Genomic DNA, 23,249 nt, shown 5'->3' on the forward strand with positions numbered 1-23,249 from the left:
GCTGTATTAATTTGTAGTAAAATTCAAAAATAAATATATATTTGTAGTAAACACCTTTTTTACTACATGAAATTCATTAAATATCCGATTGTACCGCTATTACTATTCTTTTCAATAGGAATAGTAATCGGATTTAATACTTCTTTTTCTATTTATCTGCCTTTTTGGAGCTTAATTACCAGCCTATTACTTATAATCCTTAGCTATATTTTCAATGAAAAAAGAAAGAAAAACAGCAGCTTACTTGGAATTTCCATCTACAATGCTTTTTTATTTTTAGGATGGTTTTCTCAAATTATTCATACTGAAATCAACAATAAATTACATTTTAGTCACCATTTAAAAAGCGAGAAGAATTTAGTAGTTGGGCAAATCATTGAACGTTTAAAGAGCACAACATATTATGAAAAATATGTACTCGATGTTCATCAAATTAATCAACAGAAAGCCATTGGCAAACTACTAATTTACATTCCTAAAGAACGAAAGCTATCTATTAAATTAGGTCAAAATACTCATATTATTAGTAAAATTAAAGATATTGAATCCATACACAATCCATATCAATTTAATTACACAGATTACTTAAATCGTCAAAATATTTATCAAGAACTTCATTTAAAAAAAGAGGATAAGATTCAGATTCAAGTGACCAACAACTGGCGTTATTACCTCAATTATTGCAAAGAATCACTCATAGAACGATTTCATAAATTGGGATTAAAGGATGAAAACTACAATCTTTTGATAGCGCTTTTATTTGGAGAAAGAACTATCGTTTCAAAGGAGCTTACTTCCAGTTACACCAATACCGGCGTAATTCATATTTTAGCGATCTCTGGTTTACACATAGCCTTACTATACGAAATCATACTTTGGTCCACTAAACCTTTAAAAAGAAGAAAAAATGGCTCTATAACAGTTTTTGTTTTATCTCTGACCATTTTATGGACATATGCACTACTTGCAGGATTGTCTGCCTCTGTTGTTCGATCCATTGTCATGTTTAGTGTAATTGCCTATGGTCAATTACTAAAACGTGAAGTCAACATTTATAATGCCTTAGCTACTTCAGCATTGTTATTGTTAGTTTGGAATCCTAATTATATTTTAGATATTGGATTTCAACTAAGTTATTGTGCAGTACTTGCAATTGTAGCCTTTCAACCCATTGTAAACAAATATGCATATTCAAAATATAAAATTATACTCAAAACAAAAGAAACCTTATTAATGACATTAGTAGCCCAGTTAGGCGTTTTACCATTAACGCTATATTATTTTGGGCAATTTCCTCTATTGTTTTTAATAGCAAATTTAGTTGTTATTCCTTTATCTAGTTTAATATTAATATTAGGATTAACTCTCATTCCTTTCGTCTATTTATATTTCCCTTTAGCAAAAATCATTGGCTACATAACCAATTTCTGTATTGATTGGATGAATACTTTTACCCGTTGGCTAAGTCATTTTGATACTTTTGTAATTAAAAATATTGCTTTTCATAGTAGTATGGCAATAAGTTTATTCTTTATTGTAGTGAGCTTATTATTTTTATTTTCTCATCCAAAAAAGAAAAATGCATATTTGTTTTTAACCTCTATTTTTCTCTTTCAATTTTGTTACTTGATTCAAATAATCACAAAAAAAGAAGATCGAGAACTCGTGATTTTCAACACGTATAAATCTTCACTCTTGGCCATAAAAGATAAGCAAGAAATCCATTTTCTAACTACGGATAGCAGTAAAAACAAAACATTAATAGCTAACTATTGCCGTAGTAATTTTGCAAAAAAATCAACAATCCGTTCTCTTGATAACACAATTTATTTCAAACAAAAAATACTCCGAATTGACACCAATGGAATTTACAAAACCAAAATAAAACCAGATATTATTTATTTAACCACTTCGCCTAAAATCAATCTTGAACGAATAATTCATCAATTACAGCCCAAACTAATTATTGCTGATGGCTCTAATTTTAAATCATACATTCAACTTTGGAAAAAAACTTGTTCCTCACTAAACCAACCTTTTCATGCTACAACTGAAAAAGGAATTTTTATTCTAAAATAATACACAAACAGCTTATAATTAGAATATTTTGCAAATCGTTTGACTATAAGGAAAAATAACCTGACTTAAATATCTTATTATCTATATTTAAAATCCGTTCTGCTATATTCACATCTCCTTTTTACGTTAAATAAAAACTTTAACTGTTTTATGTGAAAACATAAATACGAAGAAAATTAAAAAGGTTGCTGAAATTCAACAACCTTTTTAATTTAAGACTTATTTTTCATGATCTGGTTAGCACCTTCTAGCCATTTTACTGGGCCTCCTGCTACATAACCTTGTGAACCAAAATTATTCAAATTCACTTTATTGTCAGGTGTTTTAGAAGGGGTCACAAAATATAAAGTAGGAAAACCTTGTACCCCTAATACTTGTGCTAATTGTGCATTTTGCTGTTTTAGAGATTCCTCTTGCGGTGTTCTCCTAGGAAAATCTAATTCTACTAAAACAACATTTTCACTAGCCCACTTTTTAAACTCAGGTGTTTTCAACACTTCATTTTGAAGACGAACACACCATCCACACCAATCAGAACCTGTGAAAAACAGTAACAATGGTTTTTTTTCTTTAATAGCAATTTCAGTTGCTTTTGTCATATCGGTATGCCAAGTTAATTCTTGTGCATTAACTGCAATACCTAAAAATAAAATTGTAAATAAAATAATTTTCTTCATAATCTCTATTTTATCATTCAAAGATAGCAAATGTCAAACCTTATTTTCTTATTTAACATCTTGCATTAATTTTTTTATCAATGGTGAAATTGCTATTAAAATACCACCTGCTACTAAAGCGTAGAGTGCTAATTTTTGATAGCCTTCCGCATAAGTCGTTAATTTCACCACATTAGTTGCATGTTGTGAAGCTTCAGCAATGTCTGCACCTAAAATGCCTGCAAAATATTGTCCATACGCACTAGCTAAAAACCACATGCCCATAATTACCGCTTGAGTTTTTTGAGGCGATAATTTTGTCATAGCACTCATGCCAATCGGTGACAAACATAACTCACCAAAAGTAATAACAAACCATCCAAATGTAAACAAATCTAATGATGTTTTACCAGAGGCGTCAGCAAAAAACTGAGTATAATAAAAAATCCAAAAACCACCAGCTAAAAATAAAAAAGCTAATCCAAATTTCACTACCGTATTAGGTTCCATTTTCTTTTTTGCCATCCAAACCCACACTACACCAACTAAAGCAGCAAAAATAATTACAAAAAGTGAATTAGCAGAGTTATTCACTCCATTGGGATCTAACGTAATTCCTAAAACCGTATTATTTAAATTATTTGCTGCAAACAGACTTAAAGAACCTCCACTTTGTTCAAAGAAAGCCCAAAAGATAACCGAAAACAACATGAATACAACAGCTGCTATTAGCTTTTTATTTTCAGAACTTGAAAACTGACGCATTTCATATAAAATATAAAGTAATGCTGCTGGACCAATACAATACATAAACCAATCTGTATAAACTGTATTTTCTACCATTAAGATAATTACAGGCAATATAGCCAATGAACCAATAAAAGTTAGTACCTCAAATGTTTTTCGTTTAGAATTTTCTAAATGCGCTAATGGACTTAACCCTATTTCTCCTAAACTTTTTTGAGTTTGCGTAAAAGTTAACAAACTAATTAGCATTACTATTGCAGCAAAGCCAAAGGCAAAATTCCAACGCAAATCTACGGGTACAACTGACGACCACATATTACCATTAGCTACTGCTATACAAATATATCCACCAATCAAAGCACCTAAATTAACACCTGCATAAAATAGAGAAAAGCCAGCATCTCTTCTAACATCATTATCTTTATATAATTGACCAACCATTGAAGAAATATTAGGTTTAAAAAAACCAGTTCCGACAATGGTAAAGCCTATTCCTATAAAAAAGAAATTTTTAGGGTCTAATGCTAAAATAACGCTTCCTACAATCATCAAAATTCCTCCCCAAAATAACGATTTTCGCAAACCGAGAATCTTATCGGCAAACAATCCACCTATAAAGGTAAATGCATATACCCATGCCTGAGTAGCGCCATATTGTAAGTTAGCTGTTTTTTCATCCATTGCTAATTGACTCACCATAAAGACAGCCAACATACCTCGCATGCCATAAAAAGAAAAGCGTTCCCACATTTCGCTAAAAAACAAATACCACAATTGTTTCGGGTATTTCCCTTTAAAATTTTGTATTTCCTCTGTTGTTACCATTCGCTTCATTAGTTAATTCCTCTCTCTCGCATTACAGTGTTCAATTGTTTCAATAAAGCAAACATTAATAAGGTAGCAAATAACAACAAACCAAAATTTACCCAAAAGAAATCAGCCTTATTATCATAACTATCCCACATTGAAGCTAAAACTCCAGATAATTTATTTCCTATAGACGTTGCTAAGAACCATCCTCCCATCATTAATGATGTAATGTTTACGGGGCTCAATTTTGAAACTACAGATAAGCCCATTGGTGACAACAATAATTCCCCAATAGTGATAACCCCATAATTAGCAAATAGCCATAATACACTCACTTTTTCGGAGCCATTATTTCCTGCTTTAACTGCCAAAACCATCACCAATACAGACAAGGCAGAAATTAATAATCCAAATGCAATTTTTGTAGGCGTTGAAGGCTCTTTTTTACGACTTCTTAAAAAAGTAAAGAAAGCAACAACTAACGGTGTCAAGACAATAACCCAGAAAGGATTAATAGATTGACTTAAATTAGAAGCCCAAACGGAAATTTTAGTCCCTTCTTTTGGTAATTTATCTGGTGCTACATTTCTAAAATACAAAGGATAATTAACCTCTTTTACCACCTCGCCATTTACTTTTTGAATGCGAAATGCATTATCATAAACCGCAACAGAATCTTTCTTGTATTCTAATTCCTTGGTTAACTTGATATTATCTGTTATATCTTTAGCTAATCCTGAAACTTCTCTATCCGTGTATTTATCGCCCCAATTGTTTAATGCCGAACCATTTAATTTAAATACGGCCCAAAACAGAATAACTACAGCAAAGATAGCTAACAAGGCACCAATAGGACGTTTTTCATCCGTCTTAGCACGGAAGTATAAACTAGAATAAAACAATACTACCGGAATACAAGCAAAAATAAAGGCATCTGTACTATCTGATCCAAAAATAAATGCTTCTGGATTCGTATCTGAAGCTACACCTTTAATTAACCATCCTATGATTCCAAAAATTACTGATGGCAATAATATAAAAAGTACAATTTTAGAAAACGGCATGTCACCTGGTTGAGTACCTTTTTTAGCTGTTTTATCCCCATAATGCTTCGTTCCTAAAACAAAGACAAGTACACCAATAAACATGCCTACTCCAGCCACCATAAAAGCAGCTGTCCAACCAAATAAATTTTCAAAAACGGCACCAAAGAAATTACAAATAAAAGCCCCAACATTAATCCCCATGTAGAAAATATTATAGCCTTCATCCTTTTGTTCCTTATATTTATCTTCAGAATAGAAATTACCTAATAAAGTAGAAATATTGGGTTTAAAGAATCCATTACCAACAATTACTAAAGTCATGGCCAAATAAAGAATGGTCTTATCATGAATTCCCATCATCATATAACCAATTCCCATCAAAATTCCACCTATGATAATTGACTTTTTATAGCCCCAATATCGATCGGCAACTAAACCCCCAATAAAAGGTGTTAGAAACACTAACGCAATAAAAGTACCGTATAAATCAGAGGCCTCTTTTTCAGTCATGGCAAACCCCGTTTCTACATCTTTAAGGTATAGGGTAAAAATTCCAATCATTAAATAATACCCGAAACGTTCCCACATTTCAGATAAAAACAAAAAAGGTAAGGCTTTAGGATGATTTTTCCACATATAAATTCTATTTTATCAATTAAAAAAAGCCTGAAAACAATGTTTCAGGCTTGAAAGATATGAAAATATTTTAAAATCATTTATTTGATTCCGTGCATCATTTTCTTAAGTCTTGGCGACAACAACGCTAGAATGATAGCTGCAATACCACACAACACCACAAATACCATAAAGAATTCATATAAATTATGAATTTCAAAACCTGCAAATGAAGTATTTGCTGTAGGAATCTGTTCTTTTTCAAATAGTGCAATTTGTTCAGCAGATAAAGCAACTTTTTTATCTAACACATCTTGCAAATTAACGCCTAATTTTTCTGCTTTTTGGAATTTATCTCCAGTAGCTGGAATAATTGCTCCTAATGAACCCGCTAACGCATAACCTGCCGCATTTGAGATAAAGAAAACCCCATATAACAATGAAGCAAAACGTTTAGGCGCTAATTTACCTACCAAAGATAGCCCAATTGGTGACAAACACAATTCTCCTAATGTTTGAATAAAATATAACAACATTAACCATTTGATAGCTAATAATCCAGAGTTACCCAAATCTTTTACGTTGTGTGCTATAATAAAGTAACTTACAGCAATTAATGCCAATCCAATAGCTTGTTTCATGGGTGATACAGGTTCTTTACCTTGAGCTCTTAATTTATCCCATAATAAACTAAAAGGCAATGCCATCATTACTACAAATATACCATTAAATATTTGAACCATTGAAGGAGGCATATTCCATCCAAAAATATTTCTATCTGTTTGATTGTCCGCAATAAATGTTAAAGACGAACCTGCTTGTTCAAAAGCAGCCCAAAAGAAAATAATAAAAAACGAAACGATATAAATTACCCAAATTCTTTGTCTCTCTACATTATTTTCAGCAGAACTTAAAATCAAATAGGCTAATGCTATTCCTGCAGAGTAAATGAAAGGATAGATAATTCCTTTGATTAATTGACCCATTTCAACTGATGAAAAACCAAATTCACCCACAAGTAAATATCTAAATACAAAGAATAAAACTGCGAATATTAATCCTGCAATACCAATTGACTTAGAAGAGAATTTAGCGGTTTGTGATTCTCCTTCTTCAAAATCATCATTTACATTATTTTTAGGCAAACCTCCAATTGGTCTTCCCTCAGGCGTAACCACATATTTGTTTTTTAAAAGGAAGAAAGTTACCGTACCAATAATCATTGCAATTGAAGCCGCTAAGAATCCCCATTTAAAAGCAAAAATATCTCTTACTCCTGTAGTAGCATCTTTAACATCCCCAACATAAGGACAAATAAACTGACCTAAAAAAGCCCCAATATTAATTCCCATATAGAAAATAGTGAAAGCAGAGTCTAATTTATCTTTATCTTGTTTTGGATATAAACTACCCACCATTGATGAAATATTTGGTTTAAAGAAGCCGTTTCCAAAAATGATAATAAACAAAGCAATCCACATAAATAATTTAGCACTATCAATACTTGAATCAAAAGTAGAAGCACTTATAAACAATAAGAATTGACCAATAGCCATTAAAGATCCACCAAACATGATACTGTATCGGTTTCCAATATATTTATCTGAAATAAACCCGCCCAAAAGTGGTGTTAAATAACACAAGGCAAGAAATCCACCATAAATAATAGCTGCATCTGCTTCTTTGATTAATAATGAATTTACCATGAAAAGCGTCAAAATAGCGCGCATTCCATAAAAATTGAAACGCTCCCACATTTCGGTTCCAAATAACACCCACAAACCTTTAGGATGACTTTGTTTTGCTGTTGTTTCGCTCATTTAATTAGTTTTATTGATTAGTTAATAGTTTTCGTTTTTATAATTTTTCCAATAAGAAATTAGTCATTTTCGTATACAATTGCAATCTAGTTTTACCCCCATAAATACCGTGATTTTTATCAGGATAAATAGCCCAATCAAACTGTTTATTGGCTTGTACTAACGCCTCTATCATTTTCATCGTATTTTGAACATGAACATTATCATCTGCTGTTCCATGCACTAACAAGAAATTACCTTTTAATTTACTTACATGGTTAATGGGGGAGTTATTATCATACCCACTTGCATTCTCTTGTGGTGTTTGCATATAACGCTCTGTATAAATACTATCATAATACCTCCAAGAAGTTACTGGTGCTACTGCAATAGCTGTTTTAAACACATCTGCTCCTTGGAAAATACAATTAGAAGCCATAAAGCCTCCATAACTCCAACCCCAAATTCCGATTCTAGAAGCATCTACATACGCATATTTTCCAATCACTTTAGCTGCATCAATTTGGTCTTCTACTTCATACTTACCTAACTCTTTATACGTACATTTCTTAAATCCGGCACCTTTAAAACCTGTTCCTCTTCCGTCTACACAAACAACAATATATCCTTTTTGTGCCAACATGAAATACCAGTAATCATTCGTTCCATTCCAAGTATTAGCCACCTGCTGTGATCCAGGACCTGAATATTGGAACATTAAAACAGGGTATTTTTTAGAAGCAGAAAAATCTTTTGGCTTAATCATCCAACTATTCAAATTGTGCCCTTTTTCTGTAGTTAATACAAAAAATTCTTTTGGACTTACTCCGTATTTTGCTAACTTTTCTTCTACGCCTTCATTAGACTGAATTTTCTTAATTTCTTTCCCTGTTTTAGAATCATTTAAAGAATAATAAGGCGCTGCTGTAGCACTTGAAAACGTATTAATAAAATATTGGAAATTTGGACTAAAAGTAGCTGCATTTGTACCTGTTTTTGAACTCAATCTTATTTTTCCCTTTCCGTCAATATTTATAGCATAAACATCACGGTTAATAGATCCATTTTCAACTGATTGATAGTAAATCGTTTTGTTTTTTTCGTCAAAACCATAATAGGCAGTAACCTCCCAGTTTCCTTTTGTAATTTGTTTTTTCAATTTACCATTTTTATCGTAATGGTATATGTGGTTGAATCCATCCTTTTCTGAAGTCCAAATAAAACTGTTATCTTTCAAAAAGGTTAAATGGTCTGTTACCTCAACATAAGCGGCATCTTTTTCATTTAAAACCACTTTAGTTTTACCTGTATTCGCATCTACAAAATGTAAATCTAAATTATTTTGATGACGATTTATAACTTGAACACTTAGAAGAGCTGCATCGTTTGTCCATTTAATTCTAGGAATGTAAAAATCTGTATAATTGCCTAAATTAATAGTAGACACGTTATTCGTTTTAATATCAAAAACATGCAATGAAACTTCTGCATTTTTTTCACCTGCTTTAGGATATTTAAATACGTTTTGCGTAGGATACAAACCTTCATTATACATATCCATTGAAAACTCTGGAACATTAGTTTCATCAAAACGAATGAATGCAATTTTTGTACCATCTGCATTCCAATCAAACGCTTTTACAAAAGAAAATTCCTCTTCATATACCCAGTCTGTAATACCATTAATAATAGCATTTTTCTTTCCGTCTTTAGTCATTTGAGTGGTTACTCCACTAATCAAATTGGTAAGGTATAAATTATTCTCAAAAGCATACGCAACTGAATTCCCATCAGGTGAAAAAGTAGGCTCTTGAATGGCTTTATCCGTAAACTTTTGCAACTTTTTAGCAGCGATGTCATAAACAAAATAATTTGCCGTAAAAGAATGTCTAAAAATAGGATTCGACTGCGTAGCGATCAAAATCTTTTTTTCTTGCTTATCGAACGTGTAACTATCAATTGACTTAAGCTCTGGATGATTTTTAGTATCAATTAAAGTGGCTACTTTATTTAATGTTGCATAATCATACAAATCAATTTGCGTTGTTCTTGAGCTTCTATTAAAATTCAGAACGGTATATTGATTTGTGTTTTTCATGGCATTTAGTTCATCCATGCCTTTGGTTCTAAATGCACCTGACCAAATTTCCTCTAATGTAATAGCTTGCTGCGCTACTACACTCCATGAAGAAAAAATAAATAATACTAAGATTTTAATTGACGATTTCATGTAATAGTTAGATAAAAAAACCTCCAATTTTAGTAAAAATATATGAAATAACCATAATTTTTGATACATTCTTTTGTTCTTCAATCTTAAAACAGTTGTAAAACAGCACCTTTACTTTATCAAACAAGCATCATATTCAACCAGTTAATTTAATTTTTAAAACTTATCAGCTGTAAAACTATTTTCAATGTTAGAAAAGAGCCAAGACTAAAAAAAATCGCTAATCAGCTGTAAAATTGAATTAGTTATACTCATTAGCTTTTGTTTCATTTCAAAATTATTACCTTTGCTTTTCACTAAGAAAAAGAGAAAAATGCAACATAAATTAGGGTTTTCAAAACTATCGAAAGAAGAAAAAATTGATTGGATTACATCAACTTATTTTTCAAATCCAAAGGAAGCAAAAAAGACACTTTTACAATATTGGAATACAGAAGAAAGTATACAAAAATTACACGATGAATTCATCGAAAACACGATAACTAATTTTTACTTACCCTTGGGTGTAGCACCAAATTTTTCTATCAATGGTAAAAACTACACCATTCCATTTGCTATAGAAGAAAGCTCAGTAGTAGCGGCGGCTAGTAAATCGGCTAAATTTTGGGGTGCTCGTGGTGGATTTAAAACTACTATTTTAGGCACAGAAAAAATTGGGCAAGTTCATTTTCTATATCGAGGTGATCAAAGCAAATTAAAAGACTATTTTAATTTTATCAAACCCACTCTTTTATCTGACACAGAAGGAATTACTAAAAACATGCAAAAAAGGGGCGGAGGAATCACTTCCTTATCTCTAGTTGATAAAACATCTGAACTAGAAAACTATTATCAGATTCATGCTACTTTTGAAACGAAAGACAGTATGGGAGCGAATTTCATTAATTCGTGTTTAGAACAATTTGCTAAAACATTCAAAGCCAACGCTACTTCATTTAAAGCTTTTACTACAGAAGAAAGTGACATTTTGATAATCATGAGTATTTTGAGCAATTTTGTTCCAAATTGTGTAGTGAGAGCAGAGGTTTCTTGTCCAGTAGCTGATTTGAATGAAGATAAAAACATTTCTCCTGAATTATTCGCCGAAAAATTTGTGACTGCTGTTAAAATTGCAGAGATTGAACCTTATCGTGCAGTTACACACAACAAAGGCATTATGAATGGAATTGATGCCGTTGTTATTGCCACAGGCAACGACTTTAGAGCGGTAGAAGCGAGTATTCATGCTTATGCTAGTAGAAATGGAAAATATGCTAGTTTATCTCATGCTAAAGTTGAAAACGGAATCTTTACTTTTTGGTTAGATGTTCCCTTAGCCTTAGGAACCGTAGGGGGATTAACAAGCTTACATCCTTTAGTAAAGTTTTCATTAGAAATGTTAGGCAATCCATCAGCTCAAGAATTAATGGAAGTTATTGCTGTGGCAGGTTTAGCACAAAATTTTGCCGCGTTGCGTTCCTTAACTACCTCCGGTATCCAACAAGGACACATGAAAATGCACTTGAATAATATTTTGAATCAACATAAAGCGACCAAGGAAGAGAAAGAAAAAGTAATTGCTTATTTTGCAGATCAAACCGTTTCGCACAATTTAGTTGTAGATTATCTAGAAAACTTGAGAAAAGGATAAACGAAAATCACATTGAAAAAATTAAGCTAATTTTCCTTTTTTATGTCAAACAAACGATCCTTCTATTCTAACGGCAAACTTTTAATTACAGGTGAATACCTTGTTTTGAATGGCGCTCATGCGTTAGCATTACCTACTAAATTTGGGCAATTACTACACATATCACCATTAGAACAGCAGACCATAATTTGGCAAAGTTTTGATCAAGACGGGAGTTGTTGGTTTGAAACACAATTGGCATTTACTGACATCAAACAAAAAATAAATTTCGAAGAAGACCCCATTAAACAAACGTTAATTCATATTTTGCATTATGCTTTCAAACAAAATCCAACGTTCTTAGAAAACCAAGGTTATACTATACAAACAGAATTAACTTTTCCGAGAAATTGGGGGTTAGGCACTTCCTCTACCTTAATTAACAACATTGCTCAATGGTTACAAATTGATGCTTTTCAATTATTACGTGAAAGTTTTGGCGGCAGCGGATATGATATTGCGTGTGCACAAAATGATACGGCTATACTTTACCAGTTAGAAAACGAATTACCTCATGTACAAATCGTTTCGTTTGATCCCAAATATAAAGAACAACTCTACTTTGTTTATTTAAACCAAAAGCAAAACAGTCGTCATGCCATTCAACATTACATGAATAAGCAAGCGTTTTTACAAAAGGAAACAGAAAAAATAAATGCCATCACTCAAGATTTATTAGTAAGTAATGAGATGGAACACGCCGCCCAACTATTAGAAAAACACGAAATTATTTTGAGCACTATTTTAGAATTACCCACAGTTAAAGAACGTTTGTTTCCCGATTTTAAAGGCACCATAAAAAGTCTTGGCGCTTGGGGCGGCGATTTTGTGTTAGTTGTTTCGGAAGAAAACCCAACTTCTTATTTCAAAAATAAAGGTTATGAAACTATTTTGAAATATGAAGAGATGATTCTTTAAATTATCTCTTAAACATAAAACAAAACTGCACATTTCCTCGTTTATACATTTATCACTATTTTTGAAACATGTATAAATCGCTGCTTCTTTTGTTTTCTTTATTTTTTTTCTCGACGACTTGGGGTCAAGAAGAACTAACAACTTACCAGCAAAAGAAAGTAATTTATTCTCGTTTAGGAATTGTTCTCGACACAACGGCTATCAATCCAAACACTTTACAAATACAAACTAAAAAGCAAGTTTTAGACACCAGTTTTTATGCTTTTGATGCGGTTTCTAAAAAAATAACCTTTAAAAAAGAAATTACCGATACTATTATCATAGCCTATCAGCGTTTACCTCATTTTTTAACTAAAACCTATTCCATTTACGATCCTAAAAAAATTGTACCCAATGAAGCGGGGCAACTCATCTCTTTTCAGGATAAATCGAACAAAAAAACCTCAACATTATTCAACGGATTGCAAACTAATGGAAGTATTTCTCGAGCAGTAACCGTAGGTAATAATCAAAATACAGTTCTAAATTCTAATCTCGATTTACAAGTTTCGGGAAAGTTATCCGATCAAGTAACTCTGAGGGCTTCTATACAAGATCGAAATATTCCGCTACAAGAGGGTGGCTATTCTCAAAAATTAGATGAATTCGACCAAATATTTATTGAACTAGCTTCCAAAAATTGGAATATTCGCGCCGGTGATTTATTTCTTGAAAATAGAACCACTTCTTTTTTAAATTTCAATAAAAAAGTACAAGGTTTAAATACAACCATCAATTGGGGCAACACCAATCATAAAACCAATATTTTCGCCGCGGCTTCTTTAGTTAGAGGACAATATGCTAAAAGTAATTTCGTTGGTCAAGAAGGGAATCAAGGCCCATACAAACTTCGTGGATCCAATGGTGAATTGTATGTACTAGTCATTTCAGGGTCAGAACGTGTATTTATCAACGGAATTTTACAAGAGCGTGGCGAAAACAAAGATTACATCATTGATTATAATGCAGGAGAAATCATTTTTAATGCAACCAAACCAATCACTTCTGAAATGCGAATTGTTATTGAATATCAATATTCTGATCGAAATTTCACTCGCTTTTTAACCTATGGCGGCGTTCAACATGATAGAGAACGATTTAAAATTGGCGCCTATGTTTATTCTGAAAGCGATGTAAAAAACCAACCCTTACAACAATCCTTATCCGAACAACAAATACAAGTCTTGCAAAATGCAGGAGATGACCCTTCTTTAATGCAAGCTTCTTCGGCTTTTGTCGACACCTATTCTGAAAACAAAATCTTATACCGAAAAATGGTTGTTGGTGGATCAGAAGTATTTGTGTTTTCAACAGATGCTACACAAATTTTATATCAAGTTAAGTTCTCTTTAGTAGGAAACAATCAAGGAAATTACATCCTAGCCAGCTCTAATGCCATTGGCAAAATTTATGAATATATTGCACCTGTAAATGGCGTTCCGCAAGGAAATTACGAACCTATTATTCAGCTTATTGCACCTATAAAACTTCAAGTAGCAACCCTAGTAAGCAGCTATCAACCTACTGAAAAAACAACATTAGAAAGTGAAATTGCAATTAGCAACCACGACCTCAACTTGTATTCTAACCTAGATGACAACAACAATAAGGGAATAGCGACTAAACTCCATGCCAAGCAACAATTTAAAACACCACAATTCACTTTCAATGCTTTTACCAACGTGAATTATGTTCAAGAAAACTTCAAACCTATCGAGCGTTTGTATAATATTGAGTTCAATCGAGATTGGAATGTGTTAACTCCTACAGGCAATCAATCTCTCATCATTGGAGGGATTGACTTCTTTAAAAATAAAAGTGACAGTATAAAATGGTTAGTGAATGGAAAATACCAATTTGAAAAACTAGATTATGCACATCATTTTTCAGGAAGTAAACAAGTGTTTCAAGCGTTGGTCAAGAATAAAAATGTTCTAGTTCAAACCCAAGGAAGTTACATGAAAAGTTCTGGAGAGTTAAATGATTCTGACTTTTTTAGAAACCGAACAGTAACAAAATACCATTATAAACAAAATTACATTGGTGGAAGTTTTCGTCATGAAAACAACAAAGAATTCAACACCACCACTCAAAGTTTAACGAACATCAGTCAACGATTTACTGAGTTTGGTCATTTCATAGGTCGAGGCGATTCTACAAAAGTGTTTACGGAAATAGGCTATCTAATTCGAAACAACGATAGTCTTCAAAACGGTCTTTTAAAACGAGTGAACCAATCTTTTTCTTCCTATTTGAAATCGCAAATTTTAAAAAATGACGATCAAAATTTAAGTCTATTCATCAATTATAGAAACTTAAAATTCAATGACGGCAGAACCAGCCAACCTTCCATTAACAGCAGATTGAACTATACCGATTCCTATTTTGGACAATTGCTTCAAATCAACACCTTTTACGAAACTTCATCTGGAACAATTGCGCAACAAGATTTCACTTTTTTGGAAGTTGAACCAGGCCGAGGAGTTTACATGTGGAATGATTACAACAACAATAATATTCAAGAATTACAAGAATTTGAAATTGCTACTTTTCCTGATTTAGCAAAATATGTTAAAATCTTTTTACCTAATCAAGTATTTGTGCGCACCTATCAAAATAAATGGAGTCAAACGTTAACCTTTAATGGTTCAGTATGGCAAAATGCAAGCGGTTTAAAAAAACTGCTTTCTAAATTTTACAACCAAACTTCATTTATTATTGACAAAAAAATAAAACGATCGTCTAATCATTTCGAATGGAATCCATTCACCTATAATGAAAACGAATTAATCGGATTAAATCAATCTTTTAGAAACAATTTGTTTTACAATAAAGGTAAACAACGGCATTCAGTTACTTACAACTTCACCACTAATTCTGTTAAAAATTTATTGAATTTTGGAAGTCAAGAAAACCAGTTAAAATCACATCAATTGCAATACGCACATCTAGTTAAAAAATATTGGCTATTCCAAGCGATTACAACAACAACCAATAGTAAAAGTATATCCGACAATTATAGTACAAGAAATTTCACTATACAATCTTGGGAGTTGAATCCAAAAATCACTTATTTATTCTCTAAAAATGCAAGCTGGGAAATTTTTTATAAAAATAGTGTAAAAGAAAACACCATTGGCACAAAAGAAAATTTAAAACAAAATCAATGGGGAACAGCCTTTATTTGGAATAGTGAAAAAGGATTAACCAGCAGTGGTAATTTTAGTTATTATGACAATCAATTTCAAGGGAATCAAAACTCGCCTGTAGGTTTTCAACTACTAGAAGGTTTACAAGCAGGGAAGAATTTGACTTGGACATTCAATCTACAAAAAAATATTACCCAATTCTTAGATGTAGCTATCAATTATCAAGGCAGAAAATCCGAAACAAGCAAAACTATACATACAGGAACAATACAACTGAGAGCTTTTTTTTAAAAAAATGTTAAAAACAGCTTATTTAATTAGCAAACATTCAATTTCAGAGGTAAAAAAACTACATTTGCGTAAATACTCTAAAATGAAAAACGTCTATATAATTACCACTCTACTCTTAAGTCTAGTTAGTTTTAGTCAATTAAGTAATAAACATTGGATTCCACCATTACATTCAAGAGACGATACGGCGATTCAAGATCATTACCTTTACTTATCAACCGCTGAAACCGTTCCTTTTCAGGTTACGGTAAAAACAGGTGATGGAACCCCAATTACTGGCTCTCCTTTCACTATTTCACAGACCAATCCTGCTGTAATTTTAATAGGAAACGGACAACCGTCTTCTATGTTTTTAGACCAGACAGATCTTAATGTTGTCGTTTCAGATAAAGGTCTAATCTTAGAAGGAAGTAAAGACTTTTACGCTAGTTTTAGGATGCGTGCTCAAAATCATGCGGAAACCTTAATATCTAAAGGAAAACCAGGTATAGGTACTAGCTTTAGATTAGGTAGTACTCCACAAGGAGGAGAGATTAATATTAGAAATTTTGTAGCCAGTGTTATGGCTACACAAGACAATACCACCATTACACTTTCGGATTATGATACTAACGTAGATTTTGTTACACTAAACGGCCCTATTAGTCCTGACACACAAGTATTTACATTAAACAAAGGACAAAGTATTGTTTTTAGTGGTTACACAGATAATACAGCGAATTGGACAGGATTTATTGGCGCGTCATTAGTAGCTAATAAACCTGTTGCCGTAAATACGGGTAACGCAACTGGAGGAGTTACCAATAATGGTTCTGATTTCACCTTGGATCAAATTGTATCTGCCACACAAATTGGCACGGAATACATCTTTATTGAAGGGAATGGATTACCTGAAATGGAACGACCATTACTGATTGCTAATGAAGATAATACAGAAATTTATGTAAATGGAAATACAACGCCTATCGCTACTTTGAATGCAGGTGATTACATCCTAATTCCTAATTCTTATTACCAAGGTCTTGATAGTAAAAACATATATATTCGTTCTTCAAAGCCGGTTTTTGCCTATCAATTAATTGGTGGAGCAGCATCCTCTCCCACTTCAGGCTTAAATTTCATTCCACCATTGAGTTGCTTTTTTCAAAATTCAGTTTACATTCCGGCGATTGATTCAATTGGAAACACCAATTATAGTGCCGACCTTATGGTGTTAACTTATAGCAGTTCAACCATTACCGTAAATGGCAACCCTATTAATCCAGCAACTTCGGAAGCGGTTTTAGGAAATACAGATTGGGTAACTTATAGAATTTCTGGTTACTCAGGTAATGTAAGAGTTGTATCTACAGGCCCATTAGCCGTAGGAGTATTTGGAGCCAGTGGAGCAGCGGGTTATGCCGGTTATTATTCTGGATTTGGTAGTGCCCCAACAGATACCGATGTTACTGTGTGTTCTTCGGCTACAAAAGACCTTTTTGAATCAATAGATGGTAACCCAGGGCCTAATGGTACATGGGCTGTTCCTGCTGGCGGTGCACCTTTAAACGGAAATATTTTTGATCCTGCCGTAAATATACCTGGAGAATACATTTATACCTTTACTAAAAACTGCAACACCTCCTTAACAACCATATCCGTAAAAGCAAATGTAACTGTAGTTCAAGGTGGAAATCCAGGAACTAGTACCACCAAAAACACATGCATCAACGACCCTAGCTTTGACTTATTTACTCTTCTAGGTACTAATGTAACTACTGGAGGAATTTGGTCTCCTGCTTTGGCTAGTGGTACCAGTTTGTTTAATCCAGCTGTAGATGTTTCTGGAACTTACACTTATACGATACCTGCTAATAGTGTTTGTCCTGAATTATCTTCAAGCATTACTATAACAAATAACCCTTTACCTAGTATTAGTCCAATCACAACTTTAGAACAATGTGACGACAATTTAGATGGAGACGACACAAACGGGAAAGTAACCTTTAATTTAAACACGAAGAACACCGAAGCTCTAAATGGACAAACAGGCATTACTGTAACCTACCATTTAACAGCTTCAGATGCAATAGCTAATACAGGAAGCATTACTACATACTATGGTGGAAATAACACCATTCATGTGCGTTTAACCAATACGGCTACTGGCTGTTATAGTGTTACTTCATTTGAAGTAAAAGTTAATCCAAAACCTGTAGTTTCAAATACCATAACTTTAACTCAATGTGATGACGATACAGATGCTATCACTGATTTCAATCTAACGGAAGCCAATGGTTTACTTGCAACACAAAACAACTTAACCTTCTCCTATTATACTACACAAACGGAAGCAGAAAACAACACAAATCCAATTACCAATACAACGGTATATAATTCAGCGAATAATGGTGTCGTTTGGGCTAGAGTTACTAATGAATTTGGATGTTACCGAACAGCTAAAGTCAACTTAATAGTATCGACCACACAGGTGCCTGCTGGGTTCCAATTTCCGTTAAATGAATGTGATGAATTTATTAGTCTAAGTGATCCAGATTTTGACGGAATAGATTATTTTAATCTAAACCCTGCCACAACAGCTATTTTAAATTTATTCCCTGGAAATCAAAATTTAACCGTAACCTATTACACTTCACAAGCCAATGCCTTAGCAGAAACAAATGCCATTACTACACTAGCTAATTTTAGAAACACCATCCCTCATTCGCAAACCATTTGGGTGAGAATCGATAGTAGTTTAAATAATGATTGTATAGGATTAGGGCCTTATGTGACGTTAACAGTTAATCCACTTCCTAATTTTGATTTACCTACACGTAAAATACTTTGTGTAAACCCAATCAATGGCGCTGGAATTCTTCCTGTAGATGCTACCCCTACAACCCAAGGAAATTATTCCTATACATGGACTCCGGCTAACACAAATACCAACCCTGCTATTTATAATATTACCCAACCAGGCGTGTATAGTGTAGTTGTAACCAATACCGTTACTGGTTGTACTAAGCAAGACCAAATTCAAGTCCTTATTTCATCTCCGCCAGTAGCCGTAACTGCAATTTTAAACAATGAACTTTTTGCACCTGGGCTTTCTAGTATTCAGGCCATAACCTCAGGTGGTTTTGGAAATTATGAATACAGCCTAGACAATATAGAATGGCAAAACAGTCCTGTGTTTAACAACTTAGAAAACGGAACGTATACTATTTATGTAAGAGACAAAAACGAATGTGGACAAATTAGTTCAAATGCCATTCGAACCATTTCTTACCCGAACTATTTTACTCCTAACGGAGATGGTTATAACGACACTTGGAATATTATTGGTTTAACACCAGAATTTGAAGCCAAGATTTATATTTTTGATCGTTATGGCAAATTGCTTAAAGAAATCAACCCCTACAAAACCAATGGTTGGGACGGCATCTACAACGGCACGCCAATGCCTTCGACCGATTATTGGTTTAGAATTGAATACAAACAAAACGGCGAAACCAAAGAATTTAGATCACATTTTAGTTTAAAAAGATAACAATGGAAGCTTTTGTAAAAACAGAATTAAACCACAATATTGGAACCATAACTTTTTTTCATCCTGCAGGCAATTCCTTTCCGGGAGTTCAACTACAGAAACTAGTTGAGGCTATCGAAGCCCTTGACCAAAATGAAGCTGTAACCCTAATCTTGTTGCAAAGCGAAGGCAATTCCTTTTGCGCTGGAGCCTCTTTTGATGAATTAGTAGCCATAGAAGACTTAGAAACGGGTAAAAAATTCTTCTCTGGTTTTGCTAACGTTATCAATGCTATGCGCAGTTGTTCCAAATTGATTGTAGCCAAGGTTCAAGGTAAAGCCGTGGGTGGTGGTGTTGGTATTGTAGCAGCAGCAGACTATGCACTGGGTACCACAAAAGCAGACATTAAATTATCTGAACTAACCATTGGAATAGGTCCTTTTGTAATTGAACCTGCCGTAAGTAGAAAAATAGGTGCCACAGCTATGGCCGAACTGACTCTTGATGCGAGCAATTGGAAAACAGCACAATGGGCATTTGAAAAGGGATTGTATGCGCAATTAGTAGCTACAAACGAGGCCTTAGATGAATGCACCCAAGCTTTTACCACGCAACTAGCAAGTTATCATCCTGAAGCGTTAAAAGAAATGAAAAAAGTATTGTGGCAAAATACCGATCATTGGTCTACTTTACTATATGACCGTGCAGCAATTTCAGGCACCTTAGTTTTGTCTGATTTTACCAAAAATGCCTTAGCAAAGTTTAAAAAATAAACCGCTTCTTGGAAAATAAACGGGACTTATAGCCCCGGTTGAAGTGACATCCTTTTGGAGTGGCTTTGAACACCTAAGCCACTCCAAAAGATAAAACGGAAGACGGGACTCATTATCCTATGGAATGAACAACAGGTGCTCCTATCTGGTTTTTAACCAACCTGTAATACTGTATCTTTTTTGGTGAACGGGTTTAACTTCGTGCTCTAACGTTTGACTATCAAAAATCACCACCCTACCACGCTCAGGATATACAGTTACATCGCCCGAAGCTTTATAAATGACCAATTCACCGCCATATTCAGGCAACCAATTTTCATCATTCAAATAACAAACAAGCGACAATCTTCTGCGTTGATCGTTTTGAAAAACATCTAAATGACGCTTATAAAACGTGCCTTCAGGATAAAGAGCATAGTGAAATTCTTTTTCTGCAATTCCTAAAAAACAAGTTGCATTGAGATAAGCCACCAGCTCATTTACTTTTTTAAAAAATAACGCAGAGGCAGGTGTCACCGTTTGCTCGTCTAACCAAAAAATATAATCGCCACGAATAGCTTCAATAATCTTCTCATCTGCACGATTCCCTATTGCCGACTTTTTAAATGCCTGTTGGGCTTGTACTTCCAACAAACCATTTTTAAGAACAGTTACTTCCTCGGCAGAAAAAAAATTATCCATTACGACATACTGTTCCTGAACAATACCATCAATAATCCTTTCAAAAGTCTCGTTGCGTTCCATGAGCGATTTCTAAATTTTAATGCAAAGATAAATGAAATTAGAGCTAAATTATTTCCTATTTTTGCAATTCAATTACAAGAAAAAATGAGTAACATTAGAATCACCAAACAGTTCAACTTTGAAACCGGTCATGCTTTGTTTGGCTACGACGGAAAATGTAAAAACGTACACGGACACAGCTATAAATTATCTGTAACCGTAATAGGTACCCCTATTACAGATGTTTCCAATGTAAAGTTAGGTATGGTAATTGATTTTGGCGATTTAAAAAAAATTGTGAAAGAAGAAATTGTGGATGTGTTTGACCATGCCACCGTTTTTAATAAAAACACGCCTCATGTAGAATTAGCCATGGCATTGCAAGACCGTGGCCATCATGTTATTTTAGTGGACTACCAACCTACAAGTGAAAATATGGTAATCGACTTTGCTGCTAAAATATCGGCCCGATTACCCGAGTCTATTCGTTTACATTCTTTAAGACTGCAAGAAACAGAAACTTCATTTGCTGAATGGTATGCAAGTGACAATGCTTAGCCTGTCCTTATATTACCTTGAATTGCCTAAAAGACCTATTTTCATTTTTACAAAAAGTAAACACCCTCACCTTTATTAGCAACTGCTGAAGTGACAGAAGCTAACAATACCTTTTTGACCTAAAACCAACAACGGAGCCCCAACCCTTTCTTTTATTTAAAAATGGAGCATAAGGATTTTTTTTCTTTTGCTAGGTCTTCTATTTCCATTTATCTGTTTTACAAAATCAATTGCTGTACAGCAAATGACTAATTCCCCTAGGGGAATTAGTCATTTTCCCTAGGGGAATTGTTTAATTTCCCTAGGGCAATTTATTTTAGTGTCTTGAGCACTTGATTTTACTGTACGTTCGAAAACATAAAAAAGTAAAATGAAAAGCACTTTTTTTTTCAAGCGTTTAAAAGATTATTTTCTATTTTCGTGTTATATAAACCAATCATTATGAATTACAAAGCCAAAACCATCCTACACAAAGGAACGCCAAGAATTGCTGTTTACTTTGAAAAAAACACCACATTAATTACACGTATTAAAACTTTTGAAGATGCTCGCTGGAGTGCTTCAAACAAATATTGGCATTTGCCTGATACGGAAGGCAATCGATTGCATTTTAAATTGCCTTTAGCGCATACTTTAGTTCCTAATACTGAGGGAATAGCAAGCATTGAAACCTTTAAGCGTTACCTTTTATCAAAACGATATAGCCTAAACACAATAAACACTTACAGTGAGGCATTAAAATCGTTTTTAACTTTTTGCAATACCAAAGCTGTAAAAGACATTACTAACGAAGATGTTATTGCTTATAATAACGATTTTATACTGAAAAATAAATTTTCATCTTCTTACCAAAATCAAATAGTAAATGCTATTAAGCTTTTCTTTAAGATAGTAAAAGAAACATCGATTGAAATAAATAAAATACATCGTCCTAAACGAGAAAAGGTATTACCAAATGTTTTGAGTAAGGATGAAGTGAAAGCAATTCTTTCTGCGCATACTAATTTAAAACACAAAGTAATGCTTTCAATGATTTACAGTTGCGGACTAAGAAGAAGTGAATTATTAAATTTAAAACCCAATGATATAGATTCTAAAAGAAACGTTGTAATTATTAGACAATCCAAAGGTAAAAAAGATAGAATTACTCCATTATCTTCTAAAATATTAGAATTATTAAGGATTTATTATAAGGAATACAGTCCAAAAACGTATCTTTTTGAAGGACAACAAAAAAATACGCAATATTCTACTAGAAGTTTAGAAGAAGTATTAAAAAAAAGTGTTAGATTAGCCAAAATTAATAAACCTGTAACATTGCATTGGCTCAGACATAGCTATGCCACCCACTTGTTAGAAAGTGGCACAGATTTAAGATACATACAAGAATTATTAGGACATAATAGCAGTAAAACAACTGAAATTTATACGCACGTGAGTACTAAAAACATTCAGCAAATTAAAAGTCCATTTGATGATTTATAAAAAATAATACGCAATAGTAGTTGAGCATAGCTACCTAATAACAGTTAGCTTTGCTCAACAAAAAAGCAAAAAACTGAGCATATAAACAAGTTGGTAGCAAGCGTGTTGAAAAAATCACGAATACAAATAATTTATTAAAAAATGATAGGAT

General features: G+C 33.3%; 14 protein-coding genes. 8 read left to right on the top strand and 6 right to left on the bottom strand.

What is annotated here, in order from left to right; translation table 11 throughout:
- Positions 1-66 precede the first annotated feature (66 nt).
- Complete coding sequence (locus tag QZ824_RS05325; RefSeq protein WP_291274983.1) at positions 67-2,079, top strand: ComEC/Rec2 family competence protein; 2,013 nt, start codon at positions 67-69, stop codon at positions 2,077-2,079.
- 212 nt (positions 2,080-2,291) lie between these two features.
- On the opposite strand, the gene QZ824_RS05330 is transcribed toward QZ824_RS05325, so the two are convergent.
- The 5 genes from QZ824_RS05330 to QZ824_RS05350 form a co-directional block, all read right to left on the bottom strand.
- Positions 2,292-2,756, bottom strand: coding sequence for a thioredoxin family protein (locus QZ824_RS05330; protein ID WP_291274984.1), 465 nt, complete (start codon positions 2,754-2,756; stop codon positions 2,292-2,294).
- A gap of 48 nt (positions 2,757-2,804) precedes the next feature.
- The gene (locus tag QZ824_RS05335; protein ID WP_291274985.1) at positions 2,805-4,316 is read right to left on the bottom strand and encodes a peptide MFS transporter; all 1,512 of its coding nucleotides are present in this window, start codon (positions 4,314-4,316) and stop codon (positions 2,805-2,807) included.
- Positions 4,316-5,974: a peptide MFS transporter gene (locus QZ824_RS05340; protein WP_291274986.1), complete on the bottom strand. Its 1,659-nt coding sequence runs from the start codon at positions 5,972-5,974 to the stop codon at positions 4,316-4,318. Before QZ824_RS05340 ends, QZ824_RS05335 begins: the two co-directional genes overlap by 1 nt.
- 80 nt (positions 5,975-6,054) lie before the next feature.
- Positions 6,055-7,773, bottom strand: a complete 1,719-nt coding sequence (locus QZ824_RS05345) for a peptide MFS transporter (RefSeq protein WP_291274987.1) — start codon at positions 7,771-7,773, stop codon at positions 6,055-6,057.
- 37 nt (positions 7,774-7,810) lie between these two features.
- A complete protein-coding gene (locus tag QZ824_RS05350; protein WP_291274988.1) occupies positions 7,811-9,982 on the bottom strand; it encodes a S9 family peptidase in 2,172 nt (723 codons plus the stop codon).
- Positions 9,983-10,295: 313 nt separating this feature from the next.
- Between QZ824_RS05350 and QZ824_RS05355 the strand changes: the two genes are divergently transcribed.
- The 5 genes from QZ824_RS05355 (at position 10,296) to QZ824_RS05375 (ending at position 20,332) form a co-directional block, all read left to right on the top strand.
- On the top strand, positions 10,296-11,612 hold the full coding sequence (locus QZ824_RS05355) for a hydroxymethylglutaryl-CoA reductase, degradative (RefSeq protein WP_291274989.1): 1,317 nt from the start codon (positions 10,296-10,298) through the stop codon (positions 11,610-11,612).
- 42 nt (positions 11,613-11,654) lie between these two features.
- Positions 11,655-12,569: a GYDIA family GHMP kinase gene (locus QZ824_RS05360; RefSeq protein ID WP_291274990.1), complete on the top strand. Its 915-nt coding sequence runs from the start codon at positions 11,655-11,657 to the stop codon at positions 12,567-12,569.
- A gap of 68 nt (positions 12,570-12,637) precedes the next feature.
- Entirely contained in the window at positions 12,638-16,048 is a 3,411-nt protein-coding gene (locus QZ824_RS05365; protein ID WP_291274991.1) for a hypothetical protein, read from the top strand.
- A gap of 82 nt (positions 16,049-16,130) precedes the next feature.
- Positions 16,131-19,580, top strand: coding sequence for a T9SS type B sorting domain-containing protein (locus QZ824_RS05370; RefSeq protein ID WP_291274992.1), 3,450 nt, complete (start codon positions 16,131-16,133; stop codon positions 19,578-19,580).
- A 2-nt stretch (positions 19,581-19,582) separates the two neighbouring features.
- Complete coding sequence (locus QZ824_RS05375; protein ID WP_291274993.1) at positions 19,583-20,332, top strand: enoyl-CoA hydratase/isomerase family protein; 750 nt, start codon at positions 19,583-19,585, stop codon at positions 20,330-20,332.
- 141 nt (positions 20,333-20,473) lie between these two features.
- On the opposite strand, the gene QZ824_RS05380 is transcribed toward QZ824_RS05375, so the two are convergent.
- Entirely contained in the window at positions 20,474-21,076 is a 603-nt protein-coding gene (locus tag QZ824_RS05380; RefSeq protein WP_291274994.1) for a 2OG-Fe(II) oxygenase, read from the bottom strand.
- 84 nt (positions 21,077-21,160) lie between these two features.
- Between QZ824_RS05380 and QZ824_RS05385 the strand changes: the two genes are divergently transcribed.
- Both QZ824_RS05385 and xerA read left to right on the top strand, forming a co-directional pair.
- The gene (locus QZ824_RS05385) at positions 21,161-21,613 is read left to right on the top strand and encodes a 6-carboxytetrahydropterin synthase (RefSeq protein ID WP_291274995.1); all 453 of its coding nucleotides are present in this window, start codon (positions 21,161-21,163) and stop codon (positions 21,611-21,613) included.
- A 441-nt stretch (positions 21,614-22,054) separates the two neighbouring features.
- Entirely contained in the window at positions 22,055-23,098 is a 1,044-nt protein-coding gene (gene xerA / locus QZ824_RS05390; RefSeq protein ID WP_291274996.1) for a site-specific tyrosine recombinase/integron integrase, read from the top strand.
- Positions 23,099-23,249: the final 151 nt, after the last annotated feature.

Source organism: Flavobacterium sp. (assembly GCF_021151785.1).
GTDB lineage: Bacteria > Bacteroidota > Bacteroidia > Flavobacteriales > Flavobacteriaceae > Flavobacterium.